Origin of the sequence: Embleya sp. NPDC050493, assembly GCF_044458105.1 — a bacterium.
Lineage (GTDB): Bacteria > Actinomycetota > Actinomycetes > Streptomycetales > Streptomycetaceae > Embleya.
This window is the reverse complement of sequence record NZ_JBITHP010000001.1, coordinates 517,802-543,876: the sequence shown is the minus strand read 5'-3', so window position 1 is coordinate 543,876 and position 26,075 is coordinate 517,802. Positions and strand designations below refer to the sequence as shown.

Annotated in this window: 26 protein-coding genes; 15 read left to right on the top strand and 11 right to left on the bottom strand. The window is 72.5% G+C overall.

Annotation, left to right across the window (positions count from 1 at the left end; translation table 11 throughout):
- Nucleotides 1–110: 110 nt before the first annotated feature.
- Entirely contained in the window at nt 111–587 is a 477-nt protein-coding gene (locus ACIBM5_RS02130; protein WP_396004936.1) for a GNAT family N-acetyltransferase, read from the bottom strand.
- Between the two features lie 138 nt (nt 588–725).
- On the opposite strand from ACIBM5_RS02130, the gene ACIBM5_RS02125 reads away from it, so the two are divergent.
- Nucleotides 726–1,568, top strand: coding sequence for a metallophosphoesterase (locus ACIBM5_RS02125; protein ID WP_396004935.1), 843 nt, complete (start codon nt 726–728; stop codon nt 1,566–1,568).
- 69 nt (nt 1,569–1,637) lie between these two features.
- Here the strand turns inward: ACIBM5_RS02125 and ACIBM5_RS02120 are convergent, their stop codons facing one another.
- Together ACIBM5_RS02120 and ACIBM5_RS02115 are read right to left on the bottom strand one after the other, a co-directional pair.
- Complete coding sequence (locus tag ACIBM5_RS02120; protein WP_396004934.1) at nt 1,638–2,045, bottom strand: VOC family protein; 408 nt, start codon at nt 2,043–2,045, stop codon at nt 1,638–1,640.
- Between the two features lie 156 nt (nt 2,046–2,201).
- Nucleotides 2,202–3,062: a helix-turn-helix domain-containing protein gene (locus ACIBM5_RS02115; protein ID WP_396004932.1), complete on the bottom strand. Its 861-nt coding sequence runs from the start codon at nt 3,060–3,062 to the stop codon at nt 2,202–2,204.
- A 52-nt stretch (nt 3,063–3,114) separates the two neighbouring features.
- Here ACIBM5_RS02115 and ACIBM5_RS02110 point away from each other — a divergent pair, with 52 nt between their 5' ends.
- A complete protein-coding gene (locus ACIBM5_RS02110) occupies nt 3,115–3,567 on the top strand; it encodes an RpiB/LacA/LacB family sugar-phosphate isomerase (protein ID WP_391582143.1) in 453 nt (150 codons plus the stop codon).
- Here ACIBM5_RS02110 and ACIBM5_RS02105 read toward each other — a convergent pair.
- The 4 genes from ACIBM5_RS02105 to ACIBM5_RS02090 form a co-directional block, all read right to left on the bottom strand.
- Nucleotides 3,533–4,294 (bottom strand): HAD family hydrolase, encoded by a 762-nt coding sequence (locus ACIBM5_RS02105; protein WP_396004930.1) that lies wholly within the window; start codon nt 4,292–4,294, stop codon nt 3,533–3,535. The genes ACIBM5_RS02110 and ACIBM5_RS02105 overlap by 35 nt on opposite strands.
- Nucleotides 4,295–4,429: 135 nt before the next feature.
- Complete coding sequence (locus ACIBM5_RS02100; RefSeq protein ID WP_396004929.1) at nt 4,430–5,116, bottom strand: TIGR00266 family protein; 687 nt, start codon at nt 5,114–5,116, stop codon at nt 4,430–4,432.
- Between the two features lie 96 nt (nt 5,117–5,212).
- Nucleotides 5,213–5,989, bottom strand: a complete 777-nt coding sequence (locus ACIBM5_RS02095; protein ID WP_391582140.1) for a VOC family protein — start codon at nt 5,987–5,989, stop codon at nt 5,213–5,215.
- A 296-nt stretch (nt 5,990–6,285) separates the two neighbouring features.
- Entirely contained in the window at nt 6,286–6,903 is a 618-nt protein-coding gene (locus tag ACIBM5_RS02090; protein WP_396004928.1) for a hypothetical protein, read from the bottom strand.
- 291 nt (nt 6,904–7,194) lie between these two features.
- On the opposite strand from ACIBM5_RS02090, the gene ACIBM5_RS02085 reads away from it, so the two are divergent.
- The 6 genes from ACIBM5_RS02085 to ACIBM5_RS02060 all read left to right on the top strand — a co-directional run bounded on the left by ACIBM5_RS02085 (nt 7,195) and on the right by ACIBM5_RS02060 (nt 13,899).
- The gene (locus ACIBM5_RS02085) at nt 7,195–8,724 is read left to right on the top strand and encodes an efflux RND transporter periplasmic adaptor subunit (RefSeq protein ID WP_396004927.1); all 1,530 of its coding nucleotides are present in this window, start codon (nt 7,195–7,197) and stop codon (nt 8,722–8,724) included.
- Nucleotides 8,721–9,560 carry an ABC transporter ATP-binding protein gene (locus tag ACIBM5_RS02080; RefSeq protein WP_396004926.1) on the top strand — a complete coding sequence of 280 codons (840 nt, stop codon included), beginning with the start codon at nt 8,721–8,723 and terminating at the stop codon, nt 9,558–9,560. The genes ACIBM5_RS02085 and ACIBM5_RS02080 overlap by 4 nt, the downstream gene beginning before the upstream one ends.
- Nucleotides 9,557–10,777: an ABC transporter permease gene (locus ACIBM5_RS02075; RefSeq protein WP_396004925.1), complete on the top strand. Its 1,221-nt coding sequence runs from the start codon at nt 9,557–9,559 to the stop codon at nt 10,775–10,777. Before ACIBM5_RS02080 ends, ACIBM5_RS02075 begins: the two co-directional genes overlap by 4 nt.
- A gap of 99 nt (nt 10,778–10,876) precedes the next feature.
- The gene (locus ACIBM5_RS02070; protein ID WP_396004924.1) at nt 10,877–11,698 is read left to right on the top strand and encodes a DUF5666 domain-containing protein; all 822 of its coding nucleotides are present in this window, start codon (nt 10,877–10,879) and stop codon (nt 11,696–11,698) included.
- A 1-nt stretch (nt 11,699) separates the two neighbouring features.
- On the top strand, nt 11,700–12,431 hold the full coding sequence (locus ACIBM5_RS02065) for a response regulator transcription factor (protein WP_396004923.1): 732 nt from the start codon (nt 11,700–11,702) through the stop codon (nt 12,429–12,431).
- A gap of 10 nt (nt 12,432–12,441) precedes the next feature.
- Nucleotides 12,442–13,899, top strand: a complete 1,458-nt coding sequence (locus tag ACIBM5_RS02060; RefSeq protein ID WP_396004922.1) for a sensor histidine kinase — start codon at nt 12,442–12,444, stop codon at nt 13,897–13,899.
- Nucleotides 13,900–13,949: 50 nt separating this feature from the next.
- Here ACIBM5_RS02060 and ACIBM5_RS02055 read toward each other — a convergent pair whose 3' ends face one another.
- Nucleotides 13,950–14,360 carry a VOC family protein gene (locus ACIBM5_RS02055; RefSeq protein ID WP_396004921.1) on the bottom strand — a complete coding sequence of 137 codons (411 nt, stop codon included), beginning with the start codon at nt 14,358–14,360 and terminating at the stop codon, nt 13,950–13,952.
- A gap of 257 nt (nt 14,361–14,617) precedes the next feature.
- The gene (locus tag ACIBM5_RS02050; RefSeq protein ID WP_396004920.1) at nt 14,618–16,759 is read right to left on the bottom strand and encodes an MMPL family transporter; all 2,142 of its coding nucleotides are present in this window, start codon (nt 16,757–16,759) and stop codon (nt 14,618–14,620) included.
- A gap of 305 nt (nt 16,760–17,064) precedes the next feature.
- On the opposite strand from ACIBM5_RS02050, the gene ACIBM5_RS02045 reads away from it, so the two are divergent.
- The 3 genes from ACIBM5_RS02045 to ACIBM5_RS02035 all read left to right on the top strand — a co-directional run bounded on the left by ACIBM5_RS02045 (nt 17,065) and on the right by ACIBM5_RS02035 (nt 20,141).
- Entirely contained in the window at nt 17,065–19,005 is a 1,941-nt protein-coding gene (locus ACIBM5_RS02045) for a histidine kinase (protein ID WP_396004918.1), read from the top strand.
- Nucleotides 19,006–19,253: 248 nt separating this feature from the next.
- On the top strand, nt 19,254–19,829 hold the full coding sequence (locus tag ACIBM5_RS02040; RefSeq protein WP_020548622.1) for a TerD family protein: 576 nt from the start codon (nt 19,254–19,256) through the stop codon (nt 19,827–19,829).
- 192 nt (nt 19,830–20,021) lie between these two features.
- The gene (locus ACIBM5_RS02035; RefSeq protein WP_379989414.1) at nt 20,022–20,141 is read left to right on the top strand and encodes an Rv0909 family putative TA system antitoxin; all 120 of its coding nucleotides are present in this window, start codon (nt 20,022–20,024) and stop codon (nt 20,139–20,141) included.
- Nucleotides 20,142–20,184: 43 nt separating this feature from the next.
- Here the strand turns inward: ACIBM5_RS02035 and ACIBM5_RS02030 are convergent, their stop codons facing one another.
- Nucleotides 20,185–21,000: a TetR/AcrR family transcriptional regulator gene (locus ACIBM5_RS02030; protein ID WP_396004917.1), complete on the bottom strand. Its 816-nt coding sequence runs from the start codon at nt 20,998–21,000 to the stop codon at nt 20,185–20,187.
- Nucleotides 21,001–21,069: 69 nt separating this feature from the next.
- Here ACIBM5_RS02030 and ACIBM5_RS02025 point away from each other — a divergent pair, with 69 nt between their 5' ends.
- Complete coding sequence (locus tag ACIBM5_RS02025; protein WP_355541924.1) at nt 21,070–21,519, top strand: PaaI family thioesterase; 450 nt, start codon at nt 21,070–21,072, stop codon at nt 21,517–21,519.
- A 50-nt stretch (nt 21,520–21,569) separates the two neighbouring features.
- Here the strand turns inward: ACIBM5_RS02025 and ACIBM5_RS02020 are convergent, their stop codons facing one another.
- Nucleotides 21,570–22,490, bottom strand: a complete 921-nt coding sequence (locus tag ACIBM5_RS02020; RefSeq protein ID WP_391582128.1) for a LysR family transcriptional regulator — start codon at nt 22,488–22,490, stop codon at nt 21,570–21,572.
- Nucleotides 22,491–22,578: 88 nt separating this feature from the next.
- On the opposite strand from ACIBM5_RS02020, the gene ACIBM5_RS02015 reads away from it, so the two are divergent.
- Genes ACIBM5_RS02015 through ACIBM5_RS02005 form a run of 3 tightly spaced genes read left to right on the top strand, consistent with a single transcriptional unit; the run spans nt 22,579 to nt 26,017 of the window.
- A complete protein-coding gene (locus ACIBM5_RS02015) occupies nt 22,579–23,292 on the top strand; it encodes a succinate dehydrogenase cytochrome b subunit (protein WP_396004916.1) in 714 nt (237 codons plus the stop codon).
- Between the two features lie 5 nt (nt 23,293–23,297).
- Entirely contained in the window at nt 23,298–25,274 is a 1,977-nt protein-coding gene (locus ACIBM5_RS02010; RefSeq protein WP_396004915.1) for a fumarate reductase/succinate dehydrogenase flavoprotein subunit, read from the top strand.
- Nucleotides 25,271–26,017 carry a succinate dehydrogenase/fumarate reductase iron-sulfur subunit gene (locus ACIBM5_RS02005; protein ID WP_396004914.1) on the top strand — a complete coding sequence of 249 codons (747 nt, stop codon included), beginning with the start codon at nt 25,271–25,273 and terminating at the stop codon, nt 26,015–26,017. The genes ACIBM5_RS02010 and ACIBM5_RS02005 overlap by 4 nt, the downstream gene beginning before the upstream one ends.
- Nucleotides 26,018–26,075: the final 58 nt, after the last annotated feature.

Genomic DNA, 26,075 nt, shown 5'->3' with positions numbered 1-26,075 from the left:
CCGGGCCCTCGACGTGCGGAGCAGGCCGTGCGCCAGAGATCTGCGAAGCGGACCTCGGGGTCGGGTCGCAGGGCGCGTCGCCCGGCCCGGCCGCGTCTCGGGTGTGCCGCTCAGAGCACCTTGGCGAAGCACATGCTGTTCTCGTGGTCCTTGTAGTAGCCGAACCCGGGTATCGGTTCGTAGCCGCACGAGCGGTACAGCGCGATCGCCTCGGGCTGCTTGTCGCCGGTCTCCAGGACCAGGCGCAGTCGGCCGGCCGCACGGGCGGCCTCCTCCAGGTGCGCGAGCATCACCCGGGACAGGCCGCGTCCGCGCGCGTGCGGCACCACGTACATGCGCTTGAGCTCGGCGTCGCCCGCCCGCAGGCTCGGGTCGTCGTCCGCGCTGCCGCGGGCCCGCCAGCCGCCGCTGGCGACCGGGGCGCCGTCCCGGTAGGCCACGCAGAACAGGCCCTCCGGCGGCAGGAAGTCGGCCGGGTCGACCGCCGACTCGTCGGGGTCGCCGTAACGCTCCACGTACTCCTGCTGCACATCCGCGACCAGTTTGCGCACGTCGGGGTGGTCGTACCCCAGAGTCTTGATCTCCACGGGAAAACGCTAGCTCGTGCGTTCGGGCAGGTCGTCGGCAGGTCGTCGGGAGAAATGCTTGACCTTGTCGCCTATCAGCGATGAACTGTGCCCCCCGGGTGACACGTGTCGCGTCACCCTGCCCGCAGGAGGATTTCCGTGCGTATCCCGCACCACACGCTGGTCCAGTTCAGCGACGTGCACCTGGTCCCGGAGGGTGAGCTGCTGCTCGACCGGCTGGACACCGCCGAACAGCTGCGCCAGGCGCTCGCGGCGGTGGAGGCGGCCGATCTGGCACCCGCCGCCCTGCTGTTCACCGGCGACCTCGCGGACACCGGCGACCCGCGGGCCTATCGGCGACTGCGGGAGCTGCTGGCCGAGGCCGGACCGCGGATCGGCGCGCCGGCGCTGTACGGGATGGGCAACCACGACGACCGCGCGGCGTTTCGCGAGGGGCTGTTGGGCGTGCCCGCCTCCACCGGACCGCACGACTTCGTGCACACGGCCGGCGAGGTACGGGTGATCATGCTGGACAGCACCACGCCCGGCAGCCACTCCGGCGACCTGACCGAGGATCAGTTGCAGTGGCTGCGCGCCGAGTTGGCCACGCCGGCGGCCGGCGGCACGGTGCTCGGCCTGCATCACCCGCCGATCCCCACGCCGCTGGCGTTCCTGGAACGACTCTCGCTGCGCGACCCGGCCCGGCTGGGCGCGGTGATCGCCGGCACCGATGTGCGGATCGTGCTGACCGGCCACAACCACCACGCGACCTGCGGAGTGCTGGCCGGAGTGCCGGTGTGGGCGGCCCCGGCCGTCGCCTACCGCGCCGACGTGTTCCCGCCGGCGGGCACCTACCAGGGGGTGGCGGGCGTCGGCTACACCCGGGTGGACCTGTATGAGGACTGCGCGACGGCGACCTTCGTGCCGGTCGGCCCGATCGAGCCGGTGTACGCCTACGAGCGGACCAAGGTGGACCGCTACCTCGCCGCGCACGAGGGCTGATCGGCGCGGTCCGAGCGGCGCCCCGCGTCGCCGCTCGGACCCCCGGCCGAACCGCGCGGACGGATCGGGTCAGACCGTCGGGCGGTACGTCCCGAAGCTCCACAGGTTGCCCTCCGGGTCGCGCACGGTGTAGCCGCGGCCGCCGTAGTCCTCGTCCTTCGGCTCGCGCACCACGGTCGCGCCCGCCGCCACCGCGCGGGCGCAGTGCGCGTCCACATCGCCGTCGAGGATGCCGTAGAGGGACGCGCCGCCGACCGGCCAACGCAGTTGCTCGCCGCAGCCCTCGGGCAGGTTGGTGCCGAGCATGACCATGCTGTTGCCGAACGTCAGCTCCGCGTGCGCGACGATGTCGTCGTCGCCGGGAACCACCATGACCGCGCTCATTCCGAAGGCGTTCTCCAGGAAGGCGATCGCGGCGGTCGCGTCGTTGTAGCGCAGCGTCGGGATCAGGTCGGAGACGAGGGTCTTGTCGCTCATGGTGCACTCCTTGATGCCGGATGTTGCCGAATGCCGCCGGACATCACCGGATGCGGTGCGCTGCTTCCGATGTCTGCCGGGTGGACGATTCCAGCTTCCGGCGAGTGACCCCGCGCGGTATTGGATAAACGGGAACGATCGGCGCGGGCCGGCCGGTCAGCCCGCGAGGCCGCCGCCGGCGGGCATCCGGGCGGCCGGATAGGCACCGGGCGTGCAGCCCGCGAGCATCTTGAAGTCGCGGTTGAAGTGCGCCTGGTCGTAGTAGCCCGCTTCGGCGGCGATCCGCGCCCGGCTCCGCGGCTCCCCGTCGAGCAGTTCGATCGCGTGCCGAAAGCGCAACACCCGGGCCACCGTCTTGGGCGGCAGGCCGAGCGTCTCCCGAAAGCGCGCTCCGAGGTGGCGCCGGCTCCAGCCGGTCTCCCGGGCGAGTGCGGCGATCTCGACCCGGCCCGCGCTCGCCACCATCAGCTCCCAGCAGCGGACCACCTCGGGCAGCGGCACGGGGCCACGCTCGCGGCGGCGCAGCAGGATCTCGTCCAGGTGGGCGAACCGCGCGGGCCAGTCGGGCGCGGACCGCAACCGGTCCACCAGCGCGTCCACGTCCCACCCGGGCAGGTCGTCGAGGTGCACGGCCCGGTCGGCGATCTCCGCGAGCGGCAGGCCGAGCAGCGTGTACGCGCCGAGCGGGGTGAGGTCGAGCTGGATGCCGGCCTGGTGGCCGTCGTGCTCGACGAGCGCGGGCCCGTCGTGCAGGCCGGCCACGAACGAACCGGTGGTGCCCGGCCCGTATCCGGGCTCGCGTGGGGACCACACCCGCACCGGTGCGAAGCCGATGACGAGGGTGATCGACCCGGTCGCCGGCTCGCGGCGGCGCAGCGGTGCGAGGGTGTGCTCGTCGTAGCCGCGGTAGGCGTCGATCAGCGACGCGAGCGCGGGATGCGGGGGCCCTGCCACCGTCTCCATCGACCCGAGCGCGGAGGTGTGTCGGGTCACGTGCAGAGTGTCCGTGGGGACCATGCTTTCCACTCTCACACCCGGCACCGACAATGCACCGACCAAGGAGTGTCCGATGCGTATCGCGATCTCGGCCGACCAGATCAAGGGCTGTGGCGTCTACCTCGCCGACGAACTGCGCAAGCGCGGTCACGAGGTGCTGCCGTTCGGCGCCTTCGACCCCGAGCACCGACCGGAGTTCGCCGACGACTGGGCACCGGTGAGTGCGGCTGCCTCGCGGGAGGTGACGGCGGGTCGGGCCGATCAGGCGATCGTGTGTTGCTGGACCGGTACGGGCGCCTCGATCGCGGCGAACAAGGTGGACGGGATCCGGGCGGCGCTGTGCACGGACGCGGCCACCGCGGCCGGTGCCCGGCGCTGGAACCACGCCAACGTGCTCGCGCTGAGCCTGCGGCTGACCTCGGGGCCGGTGCTGATCGAGATCCTGGACGCCTGGTTCGACACCGCCGAGAGCCGGGACATCGCCGACGTGCTCAACGTCGAGCGTGTGGCGGAGATCCGCGGCTGAACCGGATCCGGGGGTCCGCTCGGCCCGCGGCGGCGCGATCGAGGTAGTCGGGGAGGTCGGCGAAGTGGTCGATCACCCCGATTGCCTCGGCCAGGCCCGCGGGACGTCCGGCGGGCGCGATCAGCACCGCCCGCATGCCGTAGACGTGCGGTCCGGTGGCGTCCTTCGTCGGGGTGTTGCCGACGAACATGATCTGCTCGCGGGCAATGCCCCCGCACGCGCGTTCGACCTCGGCGTAGAAGTGCGGGTTCGGTTTGCGCAGGCCGATCGCGCAGGACAGGACGACGGCGTCGAAGCACTCCTCGATGCCCGCCTCGGCCAGGGTCCGCCGGCGCACCGACTCGGGACGCTGGGTGTCGCAGGCGAGCACGCACACCAGGTCGCGGCGCTCGCGGATGCGCAGCAGCGCCTCGGCGGCCCGGCGGATGACCCGCGAATCGGGGACCTGCTCGAAGACCGGTTCGGCGACCGCCTCCGGGTCCGGGATGCGCGCCCCGCACAGGGCCGCGGCGTGCCGGATCTCGTCCGCGAACGAGGTGTGCGTGTCCCGGACCCGGTCGCCCTCGCGGGTGATGCGGTGCACGTGGTCGAAGGCGGCGACGAAGGTGTCCGGGACGTCGGTGCCGGGCATCGTGCGCAGCACCTCCAGGACCGTGCGGCCGTCCGGATTGCGCCCGGGAACGGCCAGGGTGCCGCCGAAGTCGAGGGCCAGGGCGCGAAGGGTCATGATCACGTGGATCCCCGGAAGGGGTCGGGCCTACTCCTTCCCGGGCGGCGCCGGTGGACGATGCGGGGACTGCCCCCAGGCGCGCCGCCCGGCCGAGCGAGGGGCACCATCGGGCCGACGCTCGGCGGCGGCGGGTCAGCTGCGTACGCCCGGCAGGCTCGTGACGAACTCGGCGAACGCGGACGGGTTGCGGGTTTGCACGAGTACCCGGCCCGGGCCGGTGAAGTCGAAGACCAGGCCCTCGCCGGAGGTGACCGAGGCGATGGTCCGCCCGCGCGCGGCCCGGCGGGTGGCGAAGGTGATCGTGGGTGCGTAGGCGACCACGTGGCCGGTGTCGACCACGACCTGCTCCCCCGCCTCCAAGTCCAGCACGTCCAGCGCGCCGTAGCAGCCCATGATCACCTCGCCCCGGCCGGACGCGTGCACCAGGAAGCCGCCCTCGCCGCCGACCAGGTTGCGCAGCCCGCCCCAGCGGGTGTCGATGCGCACGTCGGCGGAGTTGGCCAACCAGGTGCTGCGGGTCAGCAGGAACTCGGGCACGTCGGGAGTGAGCGTCACGTTGGCGATGTCGCCGGGCAGCGCGGCGGCCACGTCGACCCAGCCTCCCCGGGCGGGTGCGGTGAACGTGGTCTGGAAGAACGACTCGCCGCCGAGCACGCTGCGCTTGAGCCCGCGGATGATGCCGCCCTCGACCTTGGCGGAGATCTCCACGCCCGCGCTGTGCGCCATCATCGCGCCGGACTCGGCCCGCATCGCCTCGCCCGGATCGAGCCGGCAGCGGGCGGCGGCGAACGCGGGACCGTGTCTGACTTCGACTCTCATCCCGCGAACGTGCCACGCGCCGGCCCGGCGCACCGACCGGAACGACCCGACCGGACGACTCGCGTCACCCGATCGGGTCGGCGCCTCGGCCGCCGTCTACTCGGCCGGCGGAATGCCCTTGATGATCGCGAAGCGCGCGCCGAAGGGGTCGTTCAGCATCGCGATCCGGCCGACGTCCGGGATGTCGTACGGCGCCATCAGCTCGGTCGCGCCCAGCTCGATCGCCCGGGCGAACGACGCGTCGCAGTCGTCGACGCCGATGTAGATCTGCCATTGCGGGGCGGTCTGCCCGGGGTCGACCTCCATCACGCCGCCGTGCATGGCGTCCACGTCCTCGCCCGGGTAGGCGAGGCTGTAGATGCCGGCGGGCGAGGGGAAGTCCTGGTAGTTCCAGCCGAACACCGAGTGGTAGAAGCCGGTGGCGGCGACCCGGTCGGCGGTGTACAGCTCGGTCCAACACAGCGCGCCGACGTCCTGGACCAGTTCCAGGCCCTTGTTCGTGCCCTGCTGCCACGCCATGAAGCTCACACCGGTGGAGTCGGCGTAGCCGGCCATCCGGCCCATGTCCATCACGTCCATCGGCGGGAGCAGCACCCGACCGCCGGCCTGCTCGACCGCCTTGGTGGTGGCGTCGATGTTCGGGGCGTGGAAGTACACGGACCACGCCGGGGAGGCGCTCCGGTCCATCAGCGGGGCGAAGGCGGCAACGCTCTTGCCATCCTTGCGCAGGATCCCGTAGCCGCCGGTCTCGGGACCGGTGATCTCCAGATCCCACCCGAACAGGTCGCCGTAGAACGCGCCGGCCGCCGGGAGGTCGGGCACCCCGAGGTCGATCCAGAGCGGGGCGCCGGGGGCGAAATCGGTCGTGAGCATGACTGGTCACTCTCCAGTGGGTCGATCGCGGTGCGGAGCGCGGTATCGCCGGTACAGAGGTGGACCGGACCCGGCCGAAGAACTCATCGCTCCCCGGCGGCACCATCCGGCATCTCGCACACGGCCTTACCGAATGCCCTGTTTGCCGCAATTGACACTGCCGGTGGAACCCGCGGCTCGCACCGACCCGAGCAACCGCACGAACCCGCCCTCGGGCCCCACGCGCGACACGGCCGGACCGGCGGGCGGCGCGGGACAGGGGCGCGGGGGCACGGGGGCACGGGCAGCCTCCCCGCCTACGTCGTCGGCGCCGCCGTGGGCGGGGCCGTGGGTGCCGCCGGAGTCGAGGGCAGGAGGGCCTCGCAGATCTTCAGCGCCTCGACGACCTTGGGATCCGACCGGTCCAGCGCGGCGGCCCCACCCGCCGGCAACTCCACCCGATGGTCCTTCAGGCAACCCGCGAACGCCTCCGCGGAGTTGCCGCCGCGCCGGGGGCGGTCCGTGCCGCCGCCCGGCCCCCGCGAGGGCCGCAGCTTCGCGCACACCTCCTCGGCCTTGCGGTACGCCGGATCGGTCGAGCGCGGATCGGGCCGCCCGCTCGGGAACCCGGTGGGGCGTTCGCCGGCCGGCCGACTCGGGCGCGCCGACGGACGACCGGACGGGCGGCCCGCGCCCGGGGGACGGGTGCCGCCGTCCGGTCGGCCAGTGGGTACCTCGACCCCGTTCGCGCGCAGGCAGTCGGTGTACGCCTTGCCGGCGTCCCCACCACCGCTCGCCGCGCTCGACGGGGCCGAGGCACTCGTGTTCGTGTCGCCGCCGCTCCCCCCACATCCGGCCAGCGACAACACGAGTGCCGAGGCGGCGACCGGCAGCACCGATGGGGTCCACGCCGGTCGAGCCGGGTACCTCGTCATGACGTCCTTCCCACGAGCCTCGGGGTCGGCGTCGGACGACGCACCGCCCATCCTGCCCGGACTCAAGCACGGCGGGGTGGTCGTCGCCCGCGCGCCGCCTGGGAGTTCCCTGGGAGCCCCGCCCCGGATCGGGCGCCGCTCCGCCCGCGTCGGCGCGCGACATGTCACGATCGGGCTCGGTTTCGGCGGGTCCGACCGGTGGCCGCGGACCCCGGGCCACTTCCGCGCTCCCAGGCAACTCCCAGGCGCCGGACAGCCTTCGAGGACGTGCCCGGACCAGGCTGTGCGGCCATGAGGCGTGTACGACTGCGACGGAAGTCGGTCCTGATCAACCTGGCCCTGGCCACCGCGATGGTGACCGGCGCCGGCTTCGCCTACGCGGCCGTGGACGACGGCGGCGGGTCGTCCCGCGCCGGCCGGACGCGCACCGGCAAGGTGACCAAGGGCACGGTGCTGGCCACGGTGTCCGCGTCCGGGTCGTTGTCCTCCCCCTCGGATGTCGGCGTCGGCTTCACCGCCGCCGGCAGGGTCACCACCGTCGCGGTCAAGGTCGGCGACACCGTCACCGCCGGCCAGGTCCTCGCGCAGATCGACCCGACCCAGGCACAGGAGGCCCTCGACGCGGCGAAGGCGGCCGTCACGGTGGCCCAGGCGAACCTGACCAAGGCCCGGGCGGGCACTCCGGTCCAGCAGAACGGCGGCGGCGGCAACGGCAGTGGCGGCGGCAATCAGGGCGCGGACGCCCAGAACACGGTCCTGCGCGGCTCGACCGGCGGCGGCGCCACGAGCAAAGGCAACGGCACCGACGCTGTGCCCACCGCCACGTCCACGACGGCGCCGCCCCGGACCACGTCGCCCCCCGTCACCCAGCCGCACCCGACCGTCACCGTCACCGTCACCAAGACCCCGGCGGCCACCCCGTCGCCGAGCACGACAGTGGACGCGGCAGCGGTGAGCCAGGCCGAGTCGGCCCTGATCACGGCGAACAACAAACTCGCCGACGCCCAGCGGGCCCTGGACGGCTGTGTGCTCAAGGCACCGTCGGCCGGCATCGTGGCATCGGTGTCCGGCAAGGTCGGCGACACCGTCTCCGCGACCACCTCCGCAAGCGGGTCGGGCGGGTCGGGCGGGTCCGGCGGCGGCCAGGGAGGCTCGTCCACGTCGTCGTCGAGCACCGCCGTGACCGGCTTCGTGGTGATCGCCAACCCGACCGGCATGGAGACCCGGGTGTCCTTCCCGGAGGCCGACGCCGCCAAGGTCAAGGCCGGGCAACCGGCCACCGTGACGCTCAACGTGAACTCCGCGATCCGACTCAATGCCAAGGTGGTCGGCGTGAACCCGCTGCCGGACGGCGGCTCGACCTCGGGTTCGGTCAAGTACGGCGCGACGATCGCGCTGGAGGGCGACGTCTCCGCGCTGCGCACCGGACAGACCGCGAACATCTCGGTGGTCGTCGCCGAGGCCGACAACACGTTGCAGGTGCCCTCGGCGGCGGTCACCGGCACGGGCGCGACGGCCTCGGTCCGGGTCCTGGTCGACGGCGTCGAGCAGCGCCGCACGGTGACCGCGGGCGTGGTCGGCGACCAGACCACCCAGATCGTCTCCGGTCTGGCCGAGGGCGACGAGATCGTGATCGGCACCGTCGCCGCGACCGGTGGTGCCGGCTCCACGTCGGGACGCTCCGGCCAATCCACCCGAGGCGGCACGGCGGGCGGCGGCCTGCCCGCCCCGGGCATCGGCAACTTCCCCGGCGGCGGCGCGCTGGGCGGCAACACGACCGGCGGGTCCGGCGGCGGCGTCCCGCGCGGCGGCTCGCGATGACCGGGCCGGACGCGGGCCGATCCGCACCGGTGATCGACGTGCGCGCGGTGACCAAGTCGTACGGGCACGGCGCCGCCTCGGTACACGCGCTGCGCGGCGTCGACCTGACCATCGAGAGCGGCGAATACGTCGCCATCATGGGCAGTTCGGGTTCGGGCAAGTCGACCCTGATGAACGTGCTCGGTTGCCTGGACGTACCCACCGCGGGCCGCTACCTGCTGGACGGCCTGGACGTCGGCCGGCTGGACGAGCACCAGCTCGCGCTGGTCCGCAATCGCCGGATCGGCTTCGTCTTCCAGTCGTTCAACCTGATCCCGCGCACCAGCGCCCTCGCCCAGGTCGAACTTCCGCTCTCCTACGCCGGGGTGCGGACCAAGGAGCGCCGCCGCCGCGCCCTGGCCGCGCTCGACCTGGTCGGCCTGGCCGACCGCACCGACCACGCGCCCAACGAACTCTCCGGCGGCCAGCAGCAACGCGTCGCCCTGGCCCGGGCATTGGTCACCGCACCGGCGCTGCTGCTGGCCGACGAGCCGACCGGGAACCTGGACAGCCACAGCACCGCCGAGGTGCTCGGCATCCTGGACCGACTGCACGGCGCCGGACGCACGATCGTGATCATCACCCACGAGGACGAGGTGGCCGCGCGCGCCGAGCGGGTCCTGCGCCTGGTCGACGGCCTGGTGGTCGCCGACCACCGCCGCCCGCCCGGACCGGCGTCCGCACCGCCGCCGACCCCACCGGTTCCGGCCGCCGAGACCGTCCCACCCGCAGCAACCGTCCCGTCCGGCGCTGCTTTCGGCGCATCCGGCGCATCCGGCGAAGGAGCCCGCCGGTGAACCCCGTCGAGGTACTGCGCTTCGCCGTCCTGGGTCTGGCCGCCAACAAGATCCGCACCGCGCTGACCATGCTCGGCGTACTGATCGGCGTCGGCGCGGTGATCCTGCTGGTCGCCGTCGGCAACGGCTCGTCCGAGTCCGTCCAGGCCTCGATCCAGCGGCTGGGCACCAACCTGCTCACCGTCTCGCACACCGCGGGTGGCGGCCGGTTCGGCGCGGCCGGCCAGGGCGGCGCACTCAAGGACCTCACCCCGGACGACGCCCAGGCGCTCGTCGACAAGACCACGGCCCCGCACGTGCGGTCCGCCGCACCGGTGCAGACCACGTCGCAGAGCATCACCTACGCCGGCCAGTCGGTGACCGTGTCCCAGATCGTCGGCACCACCCCGGACTGGTTCGCCACCACCAACCACGACCTCGGCCGGGGCGCCCTGTTCGGCACCGAGGACGTGAGCGCCCGCCGCAAGGTCGCCGTCCTGGGCAGCACCACGGTGGAGAACGTGTTCGGCACGGAGGACCCGATCGACAAGGAGATCCTGATCGCCGGCATCCCCTTCCGGGTCGCCGGCGTATTGCAGACCAAGGGCGGCACCGGCGCCGGGGACTCCGACGACACGATCGTGCTGCCGGTGACCACGATGCGCGACAGCCTGACCGGCTACGGCTCGTTGTCCTCGATCGCGGTCCGGGCCACCTCCTCCGCCGACACCGTGCTCGCCCAGGACGAGGTCACCTCGATCCTGAACAACCGGCACCGGATCACCGGTTCCGCGCAGAGCGACTTCCGGATCACCAACCAGCAGTCGCTGCTGAGCGCCAACGACGAGACCAACAAGACCTTCACCGTGCTGCTCGCGGCGGTCGCGGCGATCTCACTGCTCGTCGGCGGGATCGGAATCACCAACATCATGCTGGTGACCGTCGCCGAGCGCACCCGCGAGATCGGCATCCGCAAGGCGATCGGCGCCCCGCGCGCCGCGATCCTGGGCCAGTTCCTCGCCGAGTCGACCCTGCTGTCCGTCCTCGGCGGCGGTCTGGGCGTGGCCGCCGGGCTGTTCGCGGCGCGCTTCGAGGTGGTCGGGATCAAGCCGGTGGTGGTGCCGAGTTCGGTGGTCGGATCGTTCGCCGTGTCGGTGGCCATCGGCCTGTTCTTCGGCGGCTACCCGGCCGCGCGTGCCGCCGCGCTGCGGCCGATCGAGGCGCTGCGGCACGAATAGGCCGCACGAACGGGCCGTACGCGTGGGCCGAACCGACCGGCCCGACGAACAGCCCGTACGATCCCCGCCGTTCCCGCGTCCAGGAGGAGACCCGAGACCATGACGCCGAAGCACCACGCCGGTCGGCCCGACGCTCGGCCGCAGAACCCGGTCGCCGACCGGGCGCGACCCGACTCCGAGGCCCTCGGCTCCCCTTCCCGCGTCCCCGCGCCCGGTGACCCCGGGTCGGCGGCGAACGAGGGGGCCGAGACCGGGTTCGTCGCCGGCTTCCGAACCGAGGCGGAAGCCGGCGACGAGCCCCACCCCGACGAGTCGCCGGCGGACATCCTCCGCCGACCGCCGACCGCGCGCGACGTCGCCGCCGAACTCGCCGCCCCGCCCCGGCGCCGACTGCCCCTGGTCACCCTGGCCCTGGGCGCGGGCGTGTTCGCCTCGGTCGGCTTCCTGGCCGGCGTCGAGGTGCAGAAGGACCACGGCGGCGGCACGAACCAGGTCGCCGGACCCGCCGCCGGACCCGCGCAGGGCGCGAACCCCTACGGCGCCCGCGCCACGGCGGGCGGCGGGGCGGCCACGGCCGGCGGCCAACCGGGCACCGGCCGCACCGGCGGCGGCACGGGCGGCACCGGCGCCGCCGCGGACCTCACCACCGGCACCGTGAAGGTCGTGGACAACTCTTTCATCTACGTCTCAGATTCAGCCGGCAACATCGTCAAGGTGAAAACCGACGCCGGTACCCGGATCCAGGTCGTCCGCGACGGCAAACCCGTCGACCTCGCACCCGGCGACACCGTCGTGGTGCGCGGTGCCACCGACGCCGACGGCTCGGTGACCGCCACCTCGGTCACCGAGGGCACCGGCGCGGCCGGACGCCCCGGGGCGGGCGGCTTCGGCACGGCCGGCGGCACGGGCGGAGCGGGCTGACGTGGCCGCGCCCGTCGAGGTCGGCGCCCGGGCCCGCCTGCTGGTGGTCGACGACGAACCCAACATCCGCGAACTCCTGTCCGCCAGCCTGCGCTTCGCCGGCTTCGAGGTGGACTCGGCGGCCGACGGCGCGGCCGCACTGGCGGCGGTGGAGCGCTGTCGGCCGAGCCTGGTCGTGCTCGACGTGATGCTCCCGGACCTGGACGGCTTCGAGGTGGTCCGCCGGCTGCGCGCCGACGGAACCCACCTGCCCGTGCTGTTCCTGACCGCCAAGGACACCACCAAGGACAAGATCACCGGGTTGACCCTGGGCGGCGACGACTACGTCACCAAGCCGTTCAGCCTGGAGGAGTTGATCGCCCGCATCCACGCGGTGCTGCGCCGGGTGGACGGCGGCGCGGGCGTACCGACCCCCTCGAACCGGATCGTGGTCGCCGACCTCGAACTCGACCCGGACGGCCACGAGGTGCTGCGCGGCGGCCGGCCGGTGCCGCTCTCGCCCACCGAGTTCAAGCTGTTGCGCTACCTGATGCTCAACACCGGCCGGGTGGTGTCCAAGACCCAGATCCTGGACCACGTCTGGCAGTACGACTTCGGCGGCGACCTGAGCATCGTCGAGTCCTACATCAGCTACCTGCGGCGCAAGGTCGAACTCGACGTCGGCGGCTGCAAGTTGATCCACACCGTGCGCGGCGTGGGCTACGTGCTGCGCCGTCCGCAGCCGACGGCCTGACGGCGCGCCGATGCGCCTCCCGCACCCGAGCCGGTCCTCGCTGCGCGTCCGGGTCCTGATCATCGCGATGGCCCTGGTCGCCGTCGCGCTGCTGGTCAGCCAGACGGTCGTGGTGGGCTCGCTGCGCGGCTACCTCACCGATCAGGTCGACCGACAACTGAGCCAGGCCGCACGGGGGATGGCGTTCCGCCTGCCGGAGGGCCCCGGCGAGCAGCGCGGCGGCCCGTCGGGCAATCACGGCCGGGCACCCGGCGTGCTGCCGAGCCGGCTCGTGGCCGAGTACCTGTATCCGAACGGCGGCACCCGCCAGCGGCTCCGCTCGCCGGGCACCGAGGAGGAACTGGGACCGCGGTTGCCGAAACTGGACATCGCGGCGGTGCTGGCCCTGAACCGGCGCCCGTTCGAGACCGACTCGGTGACCGGCGGCGCGCGCTGGCGGGTGCTCGCGGTGCCGATGGCGGGCGGCGAGGGCAGCGTGGTGCTGGCCCAGCCGATGAACGACGTGCGGGCCACGGTGGACCGCATGCGCTCGGTGTGCCTGATGATCGGCCTGACCTGCCTGGCCGTACTGGCGGCGGCCGGCTGGTTCGCGCTGCGTGGCGGCCTGCGTCCGCTGCGCCGGATCGAGGAGACGGCGGCGGCGATCGCGGCCGGCGACCTCTCGCATCGGGTCCCGGTGCCCGCGCCCGGGACCGAGATCGGCCGACTGTCCACGTCGATCAACGGCATGCTCGCCCAGATCGAGACCGCGTTCGCGGCCCGCGCCGAGTCGGAGACCCGGATGCGCCGATTCGTCGCCGACGCCGGCCACGAACTGCGCACCCCGCTGGCCAGCGTACGCGGCTTCGCCGAGTTGTACCGGATGGGCGCGCTCACCGACCCGGCCGAGGTGGCCCGCACCATGCGCCGGATCGAGGACGAGGCGATCCGGATGGGCGGCCTGGTCGAGGACCTGCTGCAACTGGCCCGCCTGGACGAACAGCGCCCGCTCTGCAACGAGCCGGTGGACCTGCGCATCCTGGCCGCCGACGCGGTGCACGACATCAAGACGCTGGCCCCGGACCGGCCGGTGACCCTCACCGGGTCGGACGGCGGCGCGGCCCATCCGGTCGTCGTCTCCGGCGACGAGTCGCGGCTGCGTCAGGTGGTGGCCAACCTGGTCTCCAACGCGCTCACCCACACCCCGGCCGGGACCGCGATCCGGATCACGGTGGGCCGCACCCCCGCCCGGGACTCCTGCGCGGTCCTGGAGGTCGCCGACGCCGGCCCCGGCCTGGCCCCGGCCGACGCCCAACGCGTCTTCGAACGCTTCTACCGCGTCGACTCCTCCCGCAGCCGCGCCGCGGGCGGCGGCTCGGGCCTGGGCCTGGCCATCGTCGCCGCCCTGGTCAACGCGCACGGCGGCCGGGTGGAGGTACGCACGGCCCCCGGCGCGGGCGCGGCCTTCCGGGTGCTGCTGCCGGGGTGACCCTCGCCACGGCCGCCCGGGCGGCCCGACCCGCAGCGGGGGTGTCGCGATCAGCCCTGCGCGGGCATCGCGGACATGTCCATGTACACGACCTCCCACAGGTGCCCGTCCGGGTCCTGGAAGCTGCGGCCGTACATGAAGCCCTGGTCCATCGGGTCGTTCGACGTGCCGGCTCCGGCCGCGAACGCCTTCTCGACCAGTTCGTCCACTTCCTCGCGGCTGTCCGCGCTCAGACACACGATGGCCTCGGTGGTCCGGGTCGCGTCGGCGATCTCCTTCTTGGTGAAGGTCTTGAAGAAGGGCTCGACGAGCACCATCAGGTGGATCGTGTCGCTGATCGCGAACGAGCTCGCGTTCTCGTCGCTGAACTGCGCGTTCTGCTCGAACCCGAGCGCGGTGTAGAACGCGGTCGCCTTCGCGAGGTCCTGCACCGGCAGATTTACGAAGATCATCCTGGCCATGACGCGCCCCATCTCGTAGGTCTCGATGTTGTCGAAGGTTCAGACGGTCCCCCGCCGAAAAACTCATCGGCCCCGCCACATCTTTTTCGCTCTCGCCGCAGAGCATCCCGAACGGCACCGACATCACCGGCAACCGCACTGCCCCCACCGGGTGAACCGGCCCCCAGCGGCCGGGACGGTGCGGGCCTTTCATCCGCCGCGAGCCCCGCCGCCCCGCGAGGCCGCCGCGGTCCCCGCGCAGGCGGCGATGCCTCGGGTCAGACGACCCGTTCGGTTTCGCGTTGCTTCTCGCCGGCCGGCCCGGTGTCGCCGTGGCCGGGCCACCAGGCCGCGTGGCCGATCAGGGCGGTCAGGCTCGGGGTGAAGATCAGCGCCATGATGAAGGCCGCGATCGCGATGCCGCTGGAGAGGGCGAAGCCCATCTGGGAGAGCGTCGAGTTGCCGGCCAGCATCAGGGTCGCGAAGGTGCCGGCCAGGATCACGCCCGCCGCGGCGATCGTGGGGCCCGAGTGCTTGACCGCCACGGCCGCCGCGTCGTGCGGGTTGTGGCCCTCGCGGGCCTCCTCGCGCAGGCGCGACACCATCAGGATGTTGTAGTCGGTGCCGAGGGCGACCACGAAGAGGTACATGATCACCGGGAGCATGAACATCAGCCCGGGCTGGTCGCCGATCCTCTGGAACAGCACCGACGTGGCCCCGAGCGTGGCGCCGAAGCCCAGGGCCACCGAGGCCATCAGGTACCACGGCGCGACCAGGCTGCGCAGCAGCAGGCCCAGGATGATCATGATGCACACCGCCGCGACCGGGAAGACCACCGAGTAGTCCCGATCCACCGCGCGGTTGATGTCCACGTACACCGCGCTGATCCCGCCCACCAGTGCCCGGGTCCCGGGCGGCGCGGCCTTGTGCATGATCGGGCGCAGGCGGTCCTTGATCGTCGACAGGGCATCGTCGGTGGCCGGCGAGTCGGACAGGACCACCGAGTAGAACGCGGTCCGCCCGTCGGCGCTGAGCACCGCCTCGGTCACCGAGCCGACCCCCTCGACCCGTGGCAGCGCCGCCTCGAAGGGCGCCCGCTCCGCCGGCGTGAGCGGCCGGCCGGTGGTGGACGTGGACGTCAGGTAGACCTCGGTCGGGTCGGTCGTACCGGGCGGGAAGCCCTTCTCCAGGTTCTTCATCGCGACCACGGATTCCTTGTCCGAGGGCAGCGACGAACCCGCCAGGTCGAAGTTGGCCTTGTAGCCCAGGGCGCCGATCGCCAGCACGCCCATCACCAGCGCGGACGACACCGCGAACACCGCCGGCCGCCGGCCGATGCCCCGACCGAGCCGGGCGAAGCCGCTGCCGTGCGGCGTCACCCGCCAGGACTTGGACGGCCAGAACACGCGTGTACCCAGCAGCGACACCACCGCCGGCACCAGGGTCAGACCGGCCAGCAGCGTCACGAACACCGCGATCGCCAGCGCCGGCCCCATCGAGCGCAACATCCCGAGCGTGGACAGCGTCAGCGCGGCGAAGGCCACGATCACCGCCGCCGCGGCGGACGCGATCGCCTCGCCGACCCTGGACACCGCGTGCACCATGCCGTTCTTGGCGTCGTCGCCCTCGCGCAGCACCTCGCGGTAGCGGAACAGCAGGAACAGCACGTAGTCCGTACCGACGCCGAACAGCACCACGGTGAGCAGTTGTTCGATCGAGCTGTCCGCCTTCATGTCGAAGATCTTGTTGGCGGACGCGATCAGCCCGGTGGCCATCGGCGCGATCAACCCGATGATCACCACCGGCAGCAGCGCGATGATCGGGCTGCGGAAGATGATCAGCAGCAACAACACGATGATCACGATGGTGCCGACCGCGACCAGAGTGCCGGCGCTCTCGGACGATTCCCGTTCGTCGAGCGCCTGCGCGGCCTGACCGGTGATGCCGGCACTCAGCCCGGTCCCGGCCACCTGCGCCTTGACGTCCTTGCGCATCGCCTCGACCGCGTCCTGCGGCGTCTCGTCGTTGGGATCGGTGATCTCCGGCATCGCGACCGTCGAGGTCTGCACGAGCCCGTTCGGCGAGACCTGACCCGGCGTCACCGCGAGCACGTCCTTGATCCCGCGCGCCTGCACCGACGCCGAGATCCGGGCCACCTCGGCGCTGTCCGCGGCGGTCATCGGCGTGCCGTCCGAGCGCTGGAAGACGATCACCGCGCCGATGTTCTCCTGTTGCGGGAAGTCCTCGCTGCGCAGGTCGGACGCGCGCACCGACTCATAGGACTCGGGCAGGAAGCTCTTCTCGTCGGTGGAGGACGTGAGCTTCGGCGCGAGGCCGATCACCACACCGGCGGCGATCACCCAGGCCAGGATCACCCACCAGGGCCTGCGTACGACAAACCCGCCCAGGGCCGCGAACATGGGCGCCTCGCTTCGCACTCGTGACGGATACCGCTGCCTCACGTCACCGTCGAACGAGCCGAACGGGTGCGCCAGTGGGGTGCTCCGTGCGAGTGACCCGCCCGTACCCGCGCGGGCGACGCGCTCCAGGGCATCCGACCGGGGTTCCCGGGCGCGGTCGACCCGGGGGGTGACGGCCGGATGTCCGGTCGGTACGGTTTGCCTGCCGTCGAGACAGGGGCCGGGGCCGGAGCGGCGTCCGGGCCGGCCGGCATGCCCGCAGCCGCCGGCGGCGGCTGCACCGCGGAACAGCACGGGGGATGGTCATGGTGGCGTCCAGGGTTCGTCGCGACGCGCTGCGGGCCGCCTTCGGCGCGCGTGCGGACGCCGAGCCGGCCGCCCTGCTCGCGCGGGTGGTGGTCGCGACGGTCACCTGCGGCTTCTTCTTCGGCGGCTTCGTCGGCCTGGTGCAATCGACCCGGTTGTCGACCGGCGCCAAGGCGATCGCGCTGGGACTCCTGCTCGCCCTGGTCACCCTGCATCTGCGCAACTGTGTACGCCCGGCGGACGGCTCGCGGCCGGCCGGCTGGGCGTGGACGCTCGGTGCGCAGGCGGTGCTCACCTACCTGCCGATGACCTGGTTCCACGAGACCTGGTACGGCAACCCGGGCTTCCTGGCCGGCGCCGCGCTGCTTCTGCTGCGGCCGGCCTGGGCGGGCTGGGCCGGGTTCCTGGCGGTGGTGGCCGCCCAGGTGCCGGTCGGACTCGCGGTGCGGCCGACCGTGGTGGAGGCGCTGTACCTGGTGGTGGGCCAGGCCGTGCTGGTCGGTCTGGCGGTGTACGCGCTCGCCGGGCTGGCCGACCTGGTCGCCGCGCTGGCCGCGACCCGCACCGCGCTCGCGGACGCCGAGGTCGCCCGCGAACGGCTGGGCTTCGCCCGGCAGCTGACCGAAGGCGTCGGGGCGAGCCTGACCCGGATCCTGGACCGCGGCGACGCGCTGCTCGCCGGCCTGCGCGAGCACCCCGAACGCACCCGCCCGGAGCTGGCCGACGCGCTGGCGGAGGCGAGGGGCGCGATGACGTCGGCCCGGGCCTTCGCGCACGCGCACAAGAGCGCCGAGAGCACCCCGCCGCCCGCGATCACCGACGAGCCGACGCCACGCGCGGTCGCGGTGCTGCGGGTGGTGATCCTGGTGCTGATCATCGTGCCGCTGCCGCTGCGGGTGCTGGCCGCGAGCGACTACTCGGCCGGCCGCCGCGCGCTGTTCGGGCTGCTGCTGGTCGCCTTCGTCGCGCTGTACATCCGCAACTGCACACCGGTCCCGGGCGGGCGACCCCGGTGGTGGCAGTGGACGTTCGCGGCGCAGATCGCACTCGCCTACGTGCCGCTCGTGGTGTTCGACGCCGGAGTCTGGTCGGTGGGGCTGTTCCTGGCCGGGCTCGCGCTGGTGCTGCTGCGCGGGCCGTGGCGGGTGCTCGCGGTGGCCGGGTTCGCGTGCCACGACGTGTACTTCGGCACCTGGAGCCCGACCGCGCTCGACCACGTCTACCACGTGGTGTGGATCCTGGAGCGTGCGGCGCTGGTGTACGGGCTGGTCCGGATGGCCGACCTCGCGCGGGCGTTGTGCGTGGCCCGGATCGAGTTGGCCGCCGCGCACGTGGCCCGCGAGCGGCTGCGTTTCGGGCACGACCTGCACGATCTGCTCGGGTTCAGCCTGTCCGCGCTGGTACTCAAGAGCCAACTCGCGCTGCGCCTGGTCGACCGCGATCCGAAGGCGGCGGCGGCCCAGCTCGCCGAGGGCCTGGCGCTGGCCCGACAGGCGCTGGCCGACGTGGGCACGGTCGCGGGCGGGTATCGCGGGATGTCCTTGGCGGTGGAGGCACTCGCCGCGCGGGACGTGCTGGCCGGGGCCGGGATGGTGGTGGAGGTCGCCGTCGACGTGGGCGAGTTGCCCGCCGGCGCCGACACCGTATTGGCGACCGTGCTGCGCGAGGGCGCCACCAACGTGCTGCGGCACAGCGCCGCGAGCCGGTGCGCGATCACCGCGACGGTCGAGCCGGACGGTGCCGTCGTCCTGGTCCTGACCAACGACGGCGTCCGCGCCGGCGCCGATGCCGCGCCGACCGGGTCGGGGCTGGGGCTGCGTTCGCTCGACGGACGACTGGCGGCGCTGGGCGGCACGCTCACCGCCGGCGTCGTCGGCGAGGCGTTCCGGCTGTCCGCCCGGGTGCCCGGACCGGGGCGGACTGCGCCCCAGGATGCGTGAATCCGCCCGGATGGGGCCGAAACGACGGACCCGGACCCAGAGTTCGGCTGCCCGTAGTCGTCCGCCGATGGTGGGATGGGGTATCACTGCATTGGCGATCGCACGTCACACGACTTGCGCACGTCGCGCCGGGCGCACGCCGGGCTTCTACAGTCCTGTAGATCCTGTAGATTTACCCATCGGGCGGCCGTCGCGTGATCACCCGATCCGCCTGTACCCCGATATGCACGAGGGAAGGAAGCACTGCCATGGGAGTCAGTCTCGCCAAGGGCGGCAACGTATCCCTGTCCAAGGCCGCGCCCGGTCTCACCGCCGTCGCGGTGGGTCTCGGATGGGATGCGCGCAGCACGACCGGTGCGGACTTCGACCTCGACGCGAGCGCACTGCTGCTCGGCAACGACGGTCGGGTGCTGTCCGATCTGCACTTCGTCTTCTACAACAACCTGACCAGCCCCGACGGCTCGGTCCAGCACACCGGTGACAACCTCACCGGCGAGGGCGAGGGCGACGACGAGACCGTCAACGTCGACCTCGCGTCCGTGCCGGCCGACGTCCAGCGGGTGGTCTTCCCGGTGTCCATCCACGACGCGGTGGCCCGGGACCAGTCCTTCGGCCAGGTGCGCAACGCGTACATCCGGGTCGTCAACCGCGCGGACAACAACGAACTCGCGCGCTACGACCTCACCGAGGACGCGTCCACCGAGACCGCAATGGTCTTCGGCGAGCTGTACCGCAACGGCAACGAGTGGAAGTTCCGCGCGGTCGGCCAGGGCTACGCCTCGGGTCTGGCCGGCATCGCGAAGGACTTCGGCGTCAACGTCTGAGCCCACCCCCGGGATCGAACCCGGGCGCACGAACCGCACGCGCCGTGCAGCAGGGCCGCATCGTCCTCGATGCGGCCCTGACGTCGCACCGGGAACGATTCGTCCCGGACGGCGGTTGATCCTGAACCAGAGCACGAAGCACCTCGGCGGCGGTGCGACCCACCGCCCCGTACCGAACAAGGAGTGGGCGTCATGGCCGGTCTCGACAAGTTGATCAAGAAGGCGACCGACTACGCCAAGAAGAACCCGGACAAGGTCAAGTCCATCGTGGACAAGGTGAAGAAGCAGGCGGACAAGCGCAAGGGTCACTGACCTCCACGCGCACCGGGCGCGCGGCCGCCTCCCCCGCCTGCCGCTACGGGAGCGGCCCGCCGCCCGAGGGTTGGGCGCCCTCGGGTGCGTCGTCCGGGGATTCGCCGCCCCGGGCTTCGCCGCCCGCCGGCTCGAAGGCATCCGCCGAATCCGCGCACTCCGGCCGGTGCAGGCGCTCCGCCAGCGCGTCGAATCCCGCCGCGAACGCGCTCGTGCTCGGCGCCGGACCGGGACCGCGCAGTCGCCCGGCGAGCGCGGAGCCCAACCCGGCCATCCGGGTCACCTCGTCCGCCATCGTCTCCACGTCGTCCGGCCACGGGTAGTTCGGCTGCGCGAGATACAGCGCGACCAGGCCGTGCAGCGCCGCGAGCATCTGCAGGGTCAGCCGGGTCGGGTCGCCGACCAGGACACCCGCGTCCAGGCACGGCTGGATCGCCTCGCCGACGTAGGCAAGACAGGCGTCCGCCGCGGTCCGTCCGGTCTGTGCGTCGGATTTCGGGCGCATCATCAACAGCCGGTACTGCACCGGGTGTTCGAGCCCGAAGCGAACGAACGCGGCACCGCGCCGACGCATCGACTGGTAGGGGTCCTCGACGCCGGCTCCCACCTCGCGCATCCGCCGCCCGAGGTCCTCCCACACCGCGAGGCAGACCGCCTCGACCAGGTCCTGCTTGCTCGCGAAATGCAGGTATACCGACGGCGTCGTGACGCCCACCCGCGCGGCCACCGCGCGCAGCGTCAGCGCGGACTCGTCGCCTGCCTCCTCCAGCAGCGCGGTCGCCGCGCGCAGGATCTCGTCGCGCAGCAGCGCACCGTCCCCGGGTCGGGCGCGGGTGCGGGATCGGCTGGTGGAAGGCACGCTCCCAGTTGACAGCCGCCGAGTTGACGTTGTCAACTTGACAACGTCAACTCAGGTGAGGGGTTCGGGATGAGCACTACGTCGTCGACTGCGGGACCGACCGGTCTGGAGCAGCTCCAGGCGCTGCGGGAGCATGGCATGCCCACGGGAATCGGTCCGTTCATCGGCATGGAGCCGGAGGAGGTCGAGGACGGCCGGATCGTGTTCAGCGCGTCCGCCCGCCCGGAGTTCGCCAACCCGATCGGCACCATGCACGGCGGCATCGCGGCCACCCTGCTCGATTCGGCGATGGCCTGCGCGGTGCACACCACGCTGCCGCCCGCCACCGGCTACACGTCGCTGGACATCTCGGTGCGCTACCTGCGCCCCGGCCCGCTGGACGGCAGCAAGCTGCGCGCCGAGGGCCGGGTGATCCACCGCGGGCGAACCATCCGCACCGCCGAGGCCGAACTCACCGACCACCAGGGCCGGTTGCTGGCCACCGCGACCACCACCTGCCTGATCATGCCGCTGGGCTGATCGCGACGTGGTCGCCCGGCGGACGCCGGGTCGGGTCCGCCGGCGGCGGCTCACGCTTCGGCGCCGCCGATCCGCTCGACCCCCGCCGGGAGCCGGTCCGGGACCAGGAACGCCCGCAGTTCGTCCCGGAAGGCGCGCGCCGCGTGGGTGAGCGCGGCGTCGCTGCGGTGCGCGAGCGCGATGGTGCGGGACAGGCCCGGCGGGGTGAGCGGCGTCGCGGTCAGCCCCGGCCGCCCGGCCAGCACCATGCTCGGCACGATGGCCGGCCCCAGACCCACTTCGACGAACCGCAGCACCGCGTCCATCTCGCCCCCCTCGATCGCGAACTCCGGTTCGAAACCCGCCTCGTGACACGCCGTCAGGGTCGCCTCGCGCAGGTCGTAGCCGTCCCGGAACATCACCAGGCGCACCCCGCGCAGCGCCGCGATCGGCACCGTCGCACCGGTCACCGGCGGCGTACCCGCGAGCACCAGGTCCTCGCGCAGCAGCGGCTCGGTGGTCAGCGCCGCGCCCACCCCCTGCGGCGGCACCACGATCAGCGCCAGATCCAGGTCACCGCGCAGCAACGAGCGCACCAGGTCGCGTGAGCCGTTCTCGTCGACCAGCAGCCGGATGCCCGCGTAGCGGTCCTGGAAGCTGCGCAGCACCTCGGCCAGCAGGCTCGCCGACAACGACGGCGTGGCGCCGATCCGCACCCGGCCCGAGCGCAGCCCGACCAGCTCGGCCACCTCCAGGTGTGCCACGTCCACGTCCGCCAGGATCCGCCGCGCGATCGGCAACAACCGCTCCCCCGCCGGCGTCGGCGCGATGTTGCCGCGCACGCGGGTGAACAGTTCGGCGCCCAACTCGTGCTCCAGGGCCCGGATCTGCTTGGACAACGACGGTTGGGCGACGTGCGTGCGCGCCGCCGCGCGGGTGAAGTGGCGGGTCTCGGCGACCGCGACGAAGTAGACGAGCTGCTGAAACTGCATGCCTCCAGCCTTGCATAGCCGTCGGCTATCGAAACCAGGCATTTCCGATCTTGGACGGCATGACCTCGGTCCACCTACCGTCGAACGCATGGCGACCCTGACCCGCGCTCCCGCCTCCGCCGGGCAGCGCAGGCAGGGAGCGTCGCACCGTTCGACCGTCGTGATGAAGATCGCGATGGCGCTCAGCGGTGCCGTGCTCCTTGCCTATCTGACCGCCCACATGTTGGGCAATCTGAAGATCTTCTTCGGCGAGTCGAGCTTCGACCACTACGCCCACTGGCTGCGCACCATCGGCGAACCGCTGGTACCGCACGAGGGCACGCTGTGGATCATTCGGGCGGCATTGACGGTGAGCGTGGTCGTGCACATGGCGATGGCGATCCTGCTCACCCGGCGCGCCCGCCGGGCCCGGCCGGTCAAGTACGTGCACCGCCCGCCGGTGCAGGGCTCGTACGCGGCCCGCACCATGCGCTGGGGCGGTGTGATCATCGCCCTGTTCGTGGTCTACCACCTGCTCGACCTCACCGTCGGGGTGGCCAACCCGGTCGGCGCCTCCGGCAAGCCGTACACGAACGTCACCGCCGACTTCGAGCACTGGTACATCACCGCGATCTACACGGTCGCGGTCGTCGCGGTCGGCTTCCACCTGCGGCACGGCGTGTGGAGCATGACCCGCACGCTCGGTCGGCAACGGCCGGGAAGCGAGCGGCTGATCGCGTCGATCGCGACCGGCTACGCCGTACTGATGACGGTCGGATTCCTGTCCGTGCCGTTCGCCGTGACCGTCGGAATCGTGGGGTGAACGTGATGGAACCGCACACGGAGTACACCGAACCCGCCGGGCGCACCGACTACGCGCGGTACACCGTCGGCGCGGAGATCGCCGACCACGCCGCCCCCGCCGGCGACCTGGCCGAGCGCTGGGAGCAGCGCCGGCTGGCCGCGCGGCTGGTCAACCCGGCGAATCGGCGCCGGCTCCCGGTGATCGTGGTCGGCACCGGCCTGGCGGGCGCCTCCGCCGCCGCCACGCTGGCCGAACTGGGCCACCCCGTCACCTCGTTCTGCTACCAGGACTCGCCGCGCCGGGCACACAGCATCGCCGCGCAGGGCGGCATCAACGCCGCCAAGAACTATCGCGGCGACGGCGACAGCGTGGCCCGGCTGTTCAAGGACACCATCAAGGGCGGCGACTTCCGCGCCCGCGAGTCCAACGTGCACCGACTGGCGGAGGTCAGCACCCGGATCATCGACCAGTGCGTCGCGCAGGGCGTGCCGTTCGCGCGCGACTACGGCGGCCTGTTGGACACCCGCTCGTTCGGCGGCGCCCAGGTCTCCCGGACCTTCTACGCACGCGGCCAGACCGGCCAGCAACTCCTGCTCGGCGCCTACCAGGCGATGTCGCGCCAGGTCGCGGCCGGCAACGTCACCGTGCACGCGCGCACCGAGATGCTCGACCTGGTGGTGGTGGACGGGCGGGCCCGCGGCGTGGTGGTGCGCGACCTGGTCACCGGCGAGGTGTCCACCCACCTGGCCGAGGCGGTCGTACTGGCCACCGGCGGCTACGGCAATGCCTACTTCCTGTCCACGAACGCGATGGGCTGCAACGCGAGCGCCATCTGGCGCGCGCATCGGCGCGGCGCGCTGTTCGCCAACCCGTGCTTCACCCAGATCCACCCGACCTGCATCCCGGTCTCCGGCGAGCATCAGTCCAAGCTCACCCTGATGAGCGAGTCGCTGCGCAACGACGGCCGGGTATGGGTGCCCACCGTCGGCGGCGACACCCGCGCGCCGGGCGACATCCCGGCCGCGGAGCGGGACTACTTCCTGGAGCGCATGTACCCGGCCTTCGGCAACCTCGTCCCGCGCGACATCGCCTCGCGCGCGGCCAAGCGGGTCTGCGACGAGGGGCGCGGGGTGGGGCCGGGCGGACTGGGCGTCTACCTCGACTTCGCGGACGCCATCGCCCGGCTGGGCGCACCGGCCGTCGAGGAGAAGTACGGCAACCTCTTCGCGATGTACGAGCGCATCACCGGCGAGGACCCGTACACCGTGCCGATGCGGATCTACCCGGCGGTGCACTACACGATGGGCGGCTTGTGGGTCGACTACGACCTCCAGTCCACCATCCCAGGCCTGTTCGTGATCGGCGAGGCGAACTTCTCCGACCACGGCGCGAACCGGCTGGGCGCCTCGGCGCTCATGCAGGGGCTGGCCGACGGCTACTTCGTGCTGCCGACCACGCTCACCCACTACCTCGCGGCGGGACCCTTCGCACCGGTGGACGCGGACGATCCGGAGCTGGTGGCCACGGAAGCCGGCGTCCAGGACCGGGTCAAGCGGCTGCTCGCGATCGACGGCGACCTGTCCGCCGACCACTTCCACCGGGAGCTGGGCCTGCTGATGTGGGAGAAGTGCGGCATGGAGCGCGATGCCGCCGGGCTGCGCGAGGCGCTGGCGCGGATCCCGGAGCTGCGCGCGCGGTTCTGGTCGCGACTGCGCGTACCGGGCACCGGTGCCGGGTTGAACCAGTCGCTGGAGAAGGCCGGCCGGGTCGCCGACTTCCTCGAACTCGCCGAGCTGATGTGCCTGGACGCACTGCACCGCGAGGAGTCCTGCGGCGGCCACTTCCGCGCCGAACACCAGAGCCCCGGCGGCGAGGCGGCCCGGGACGACGAGGCCTTCGCCTACGTCGCCGCTTGGGAGTACACGGACGGCCCGCCGATCCTGCATCGCGAGCGGCTCACCTTCGACAACGTCACTCTGGCCACAAGGAACTACGCGTGAAACTCACCCTGCGCATCTGGCGGCAGAAGGGCCCCGCGGATCGGGGCGGCATGGTCGCCTACGACGTGCCGGACGCGTCTGCGGACATGTCGTTCCTGGAGTTGCTCGACGTGCTCAACGAGCGGCTCACCGAGAGCGGCGAGGAGCCGGTGGCCTTCGACCACGACTGCCGCGAAGGCATCTGTGGCGCGTGCAGCCTGGTCATCGACGGGGTGCCGCACGGGCCGCAGAAGGCCACCACGACCTGCCAGTTGCACCTGCGGCACTTCCGCGACGGGCAGACCATCGACGTCGAGCCGTGGCGTGCGGCGGCGTTCCCGGTGGTCAAGGACCTGGTGGTGGACCGTTCGGGCCTGGACCGGATCATCGAGGCGGGCGGCTATGTGACCGCCCCCACCGGCTCGGCCCCCGAGGCGCACGCCACACCGATTCCCAAGGCCGACGCGGACGCCGCGTTCGAGGCCGCGACCTGCATCGGCTGCGGCGCGTGCGTGGCGGCCTGCCCGAACGGCTCGGCGATGTTGTTCACCGCCGCGAAGGCCACCCACCTGGGCCTGCTGCCGCAGGGCAGGGTGGAGCAGGACACCCGCGTCGAGGCGATGATCCACGCCCACGACGAGGCGGACTTCGGCGGCTGCACCAACACCGGCGAATGCACAGCGGTATGCCCCAAGGGCATCCCCCTGGGCGTCATCGGCCGCTTCAACGGCGACGTCCTGGGCGCACTCTGGCGAAACCGCTGACCACTCCACCCGCCAAGGCCAACAGCTGCGGTCGAGCACTCAAAGCCCAACCGCAACA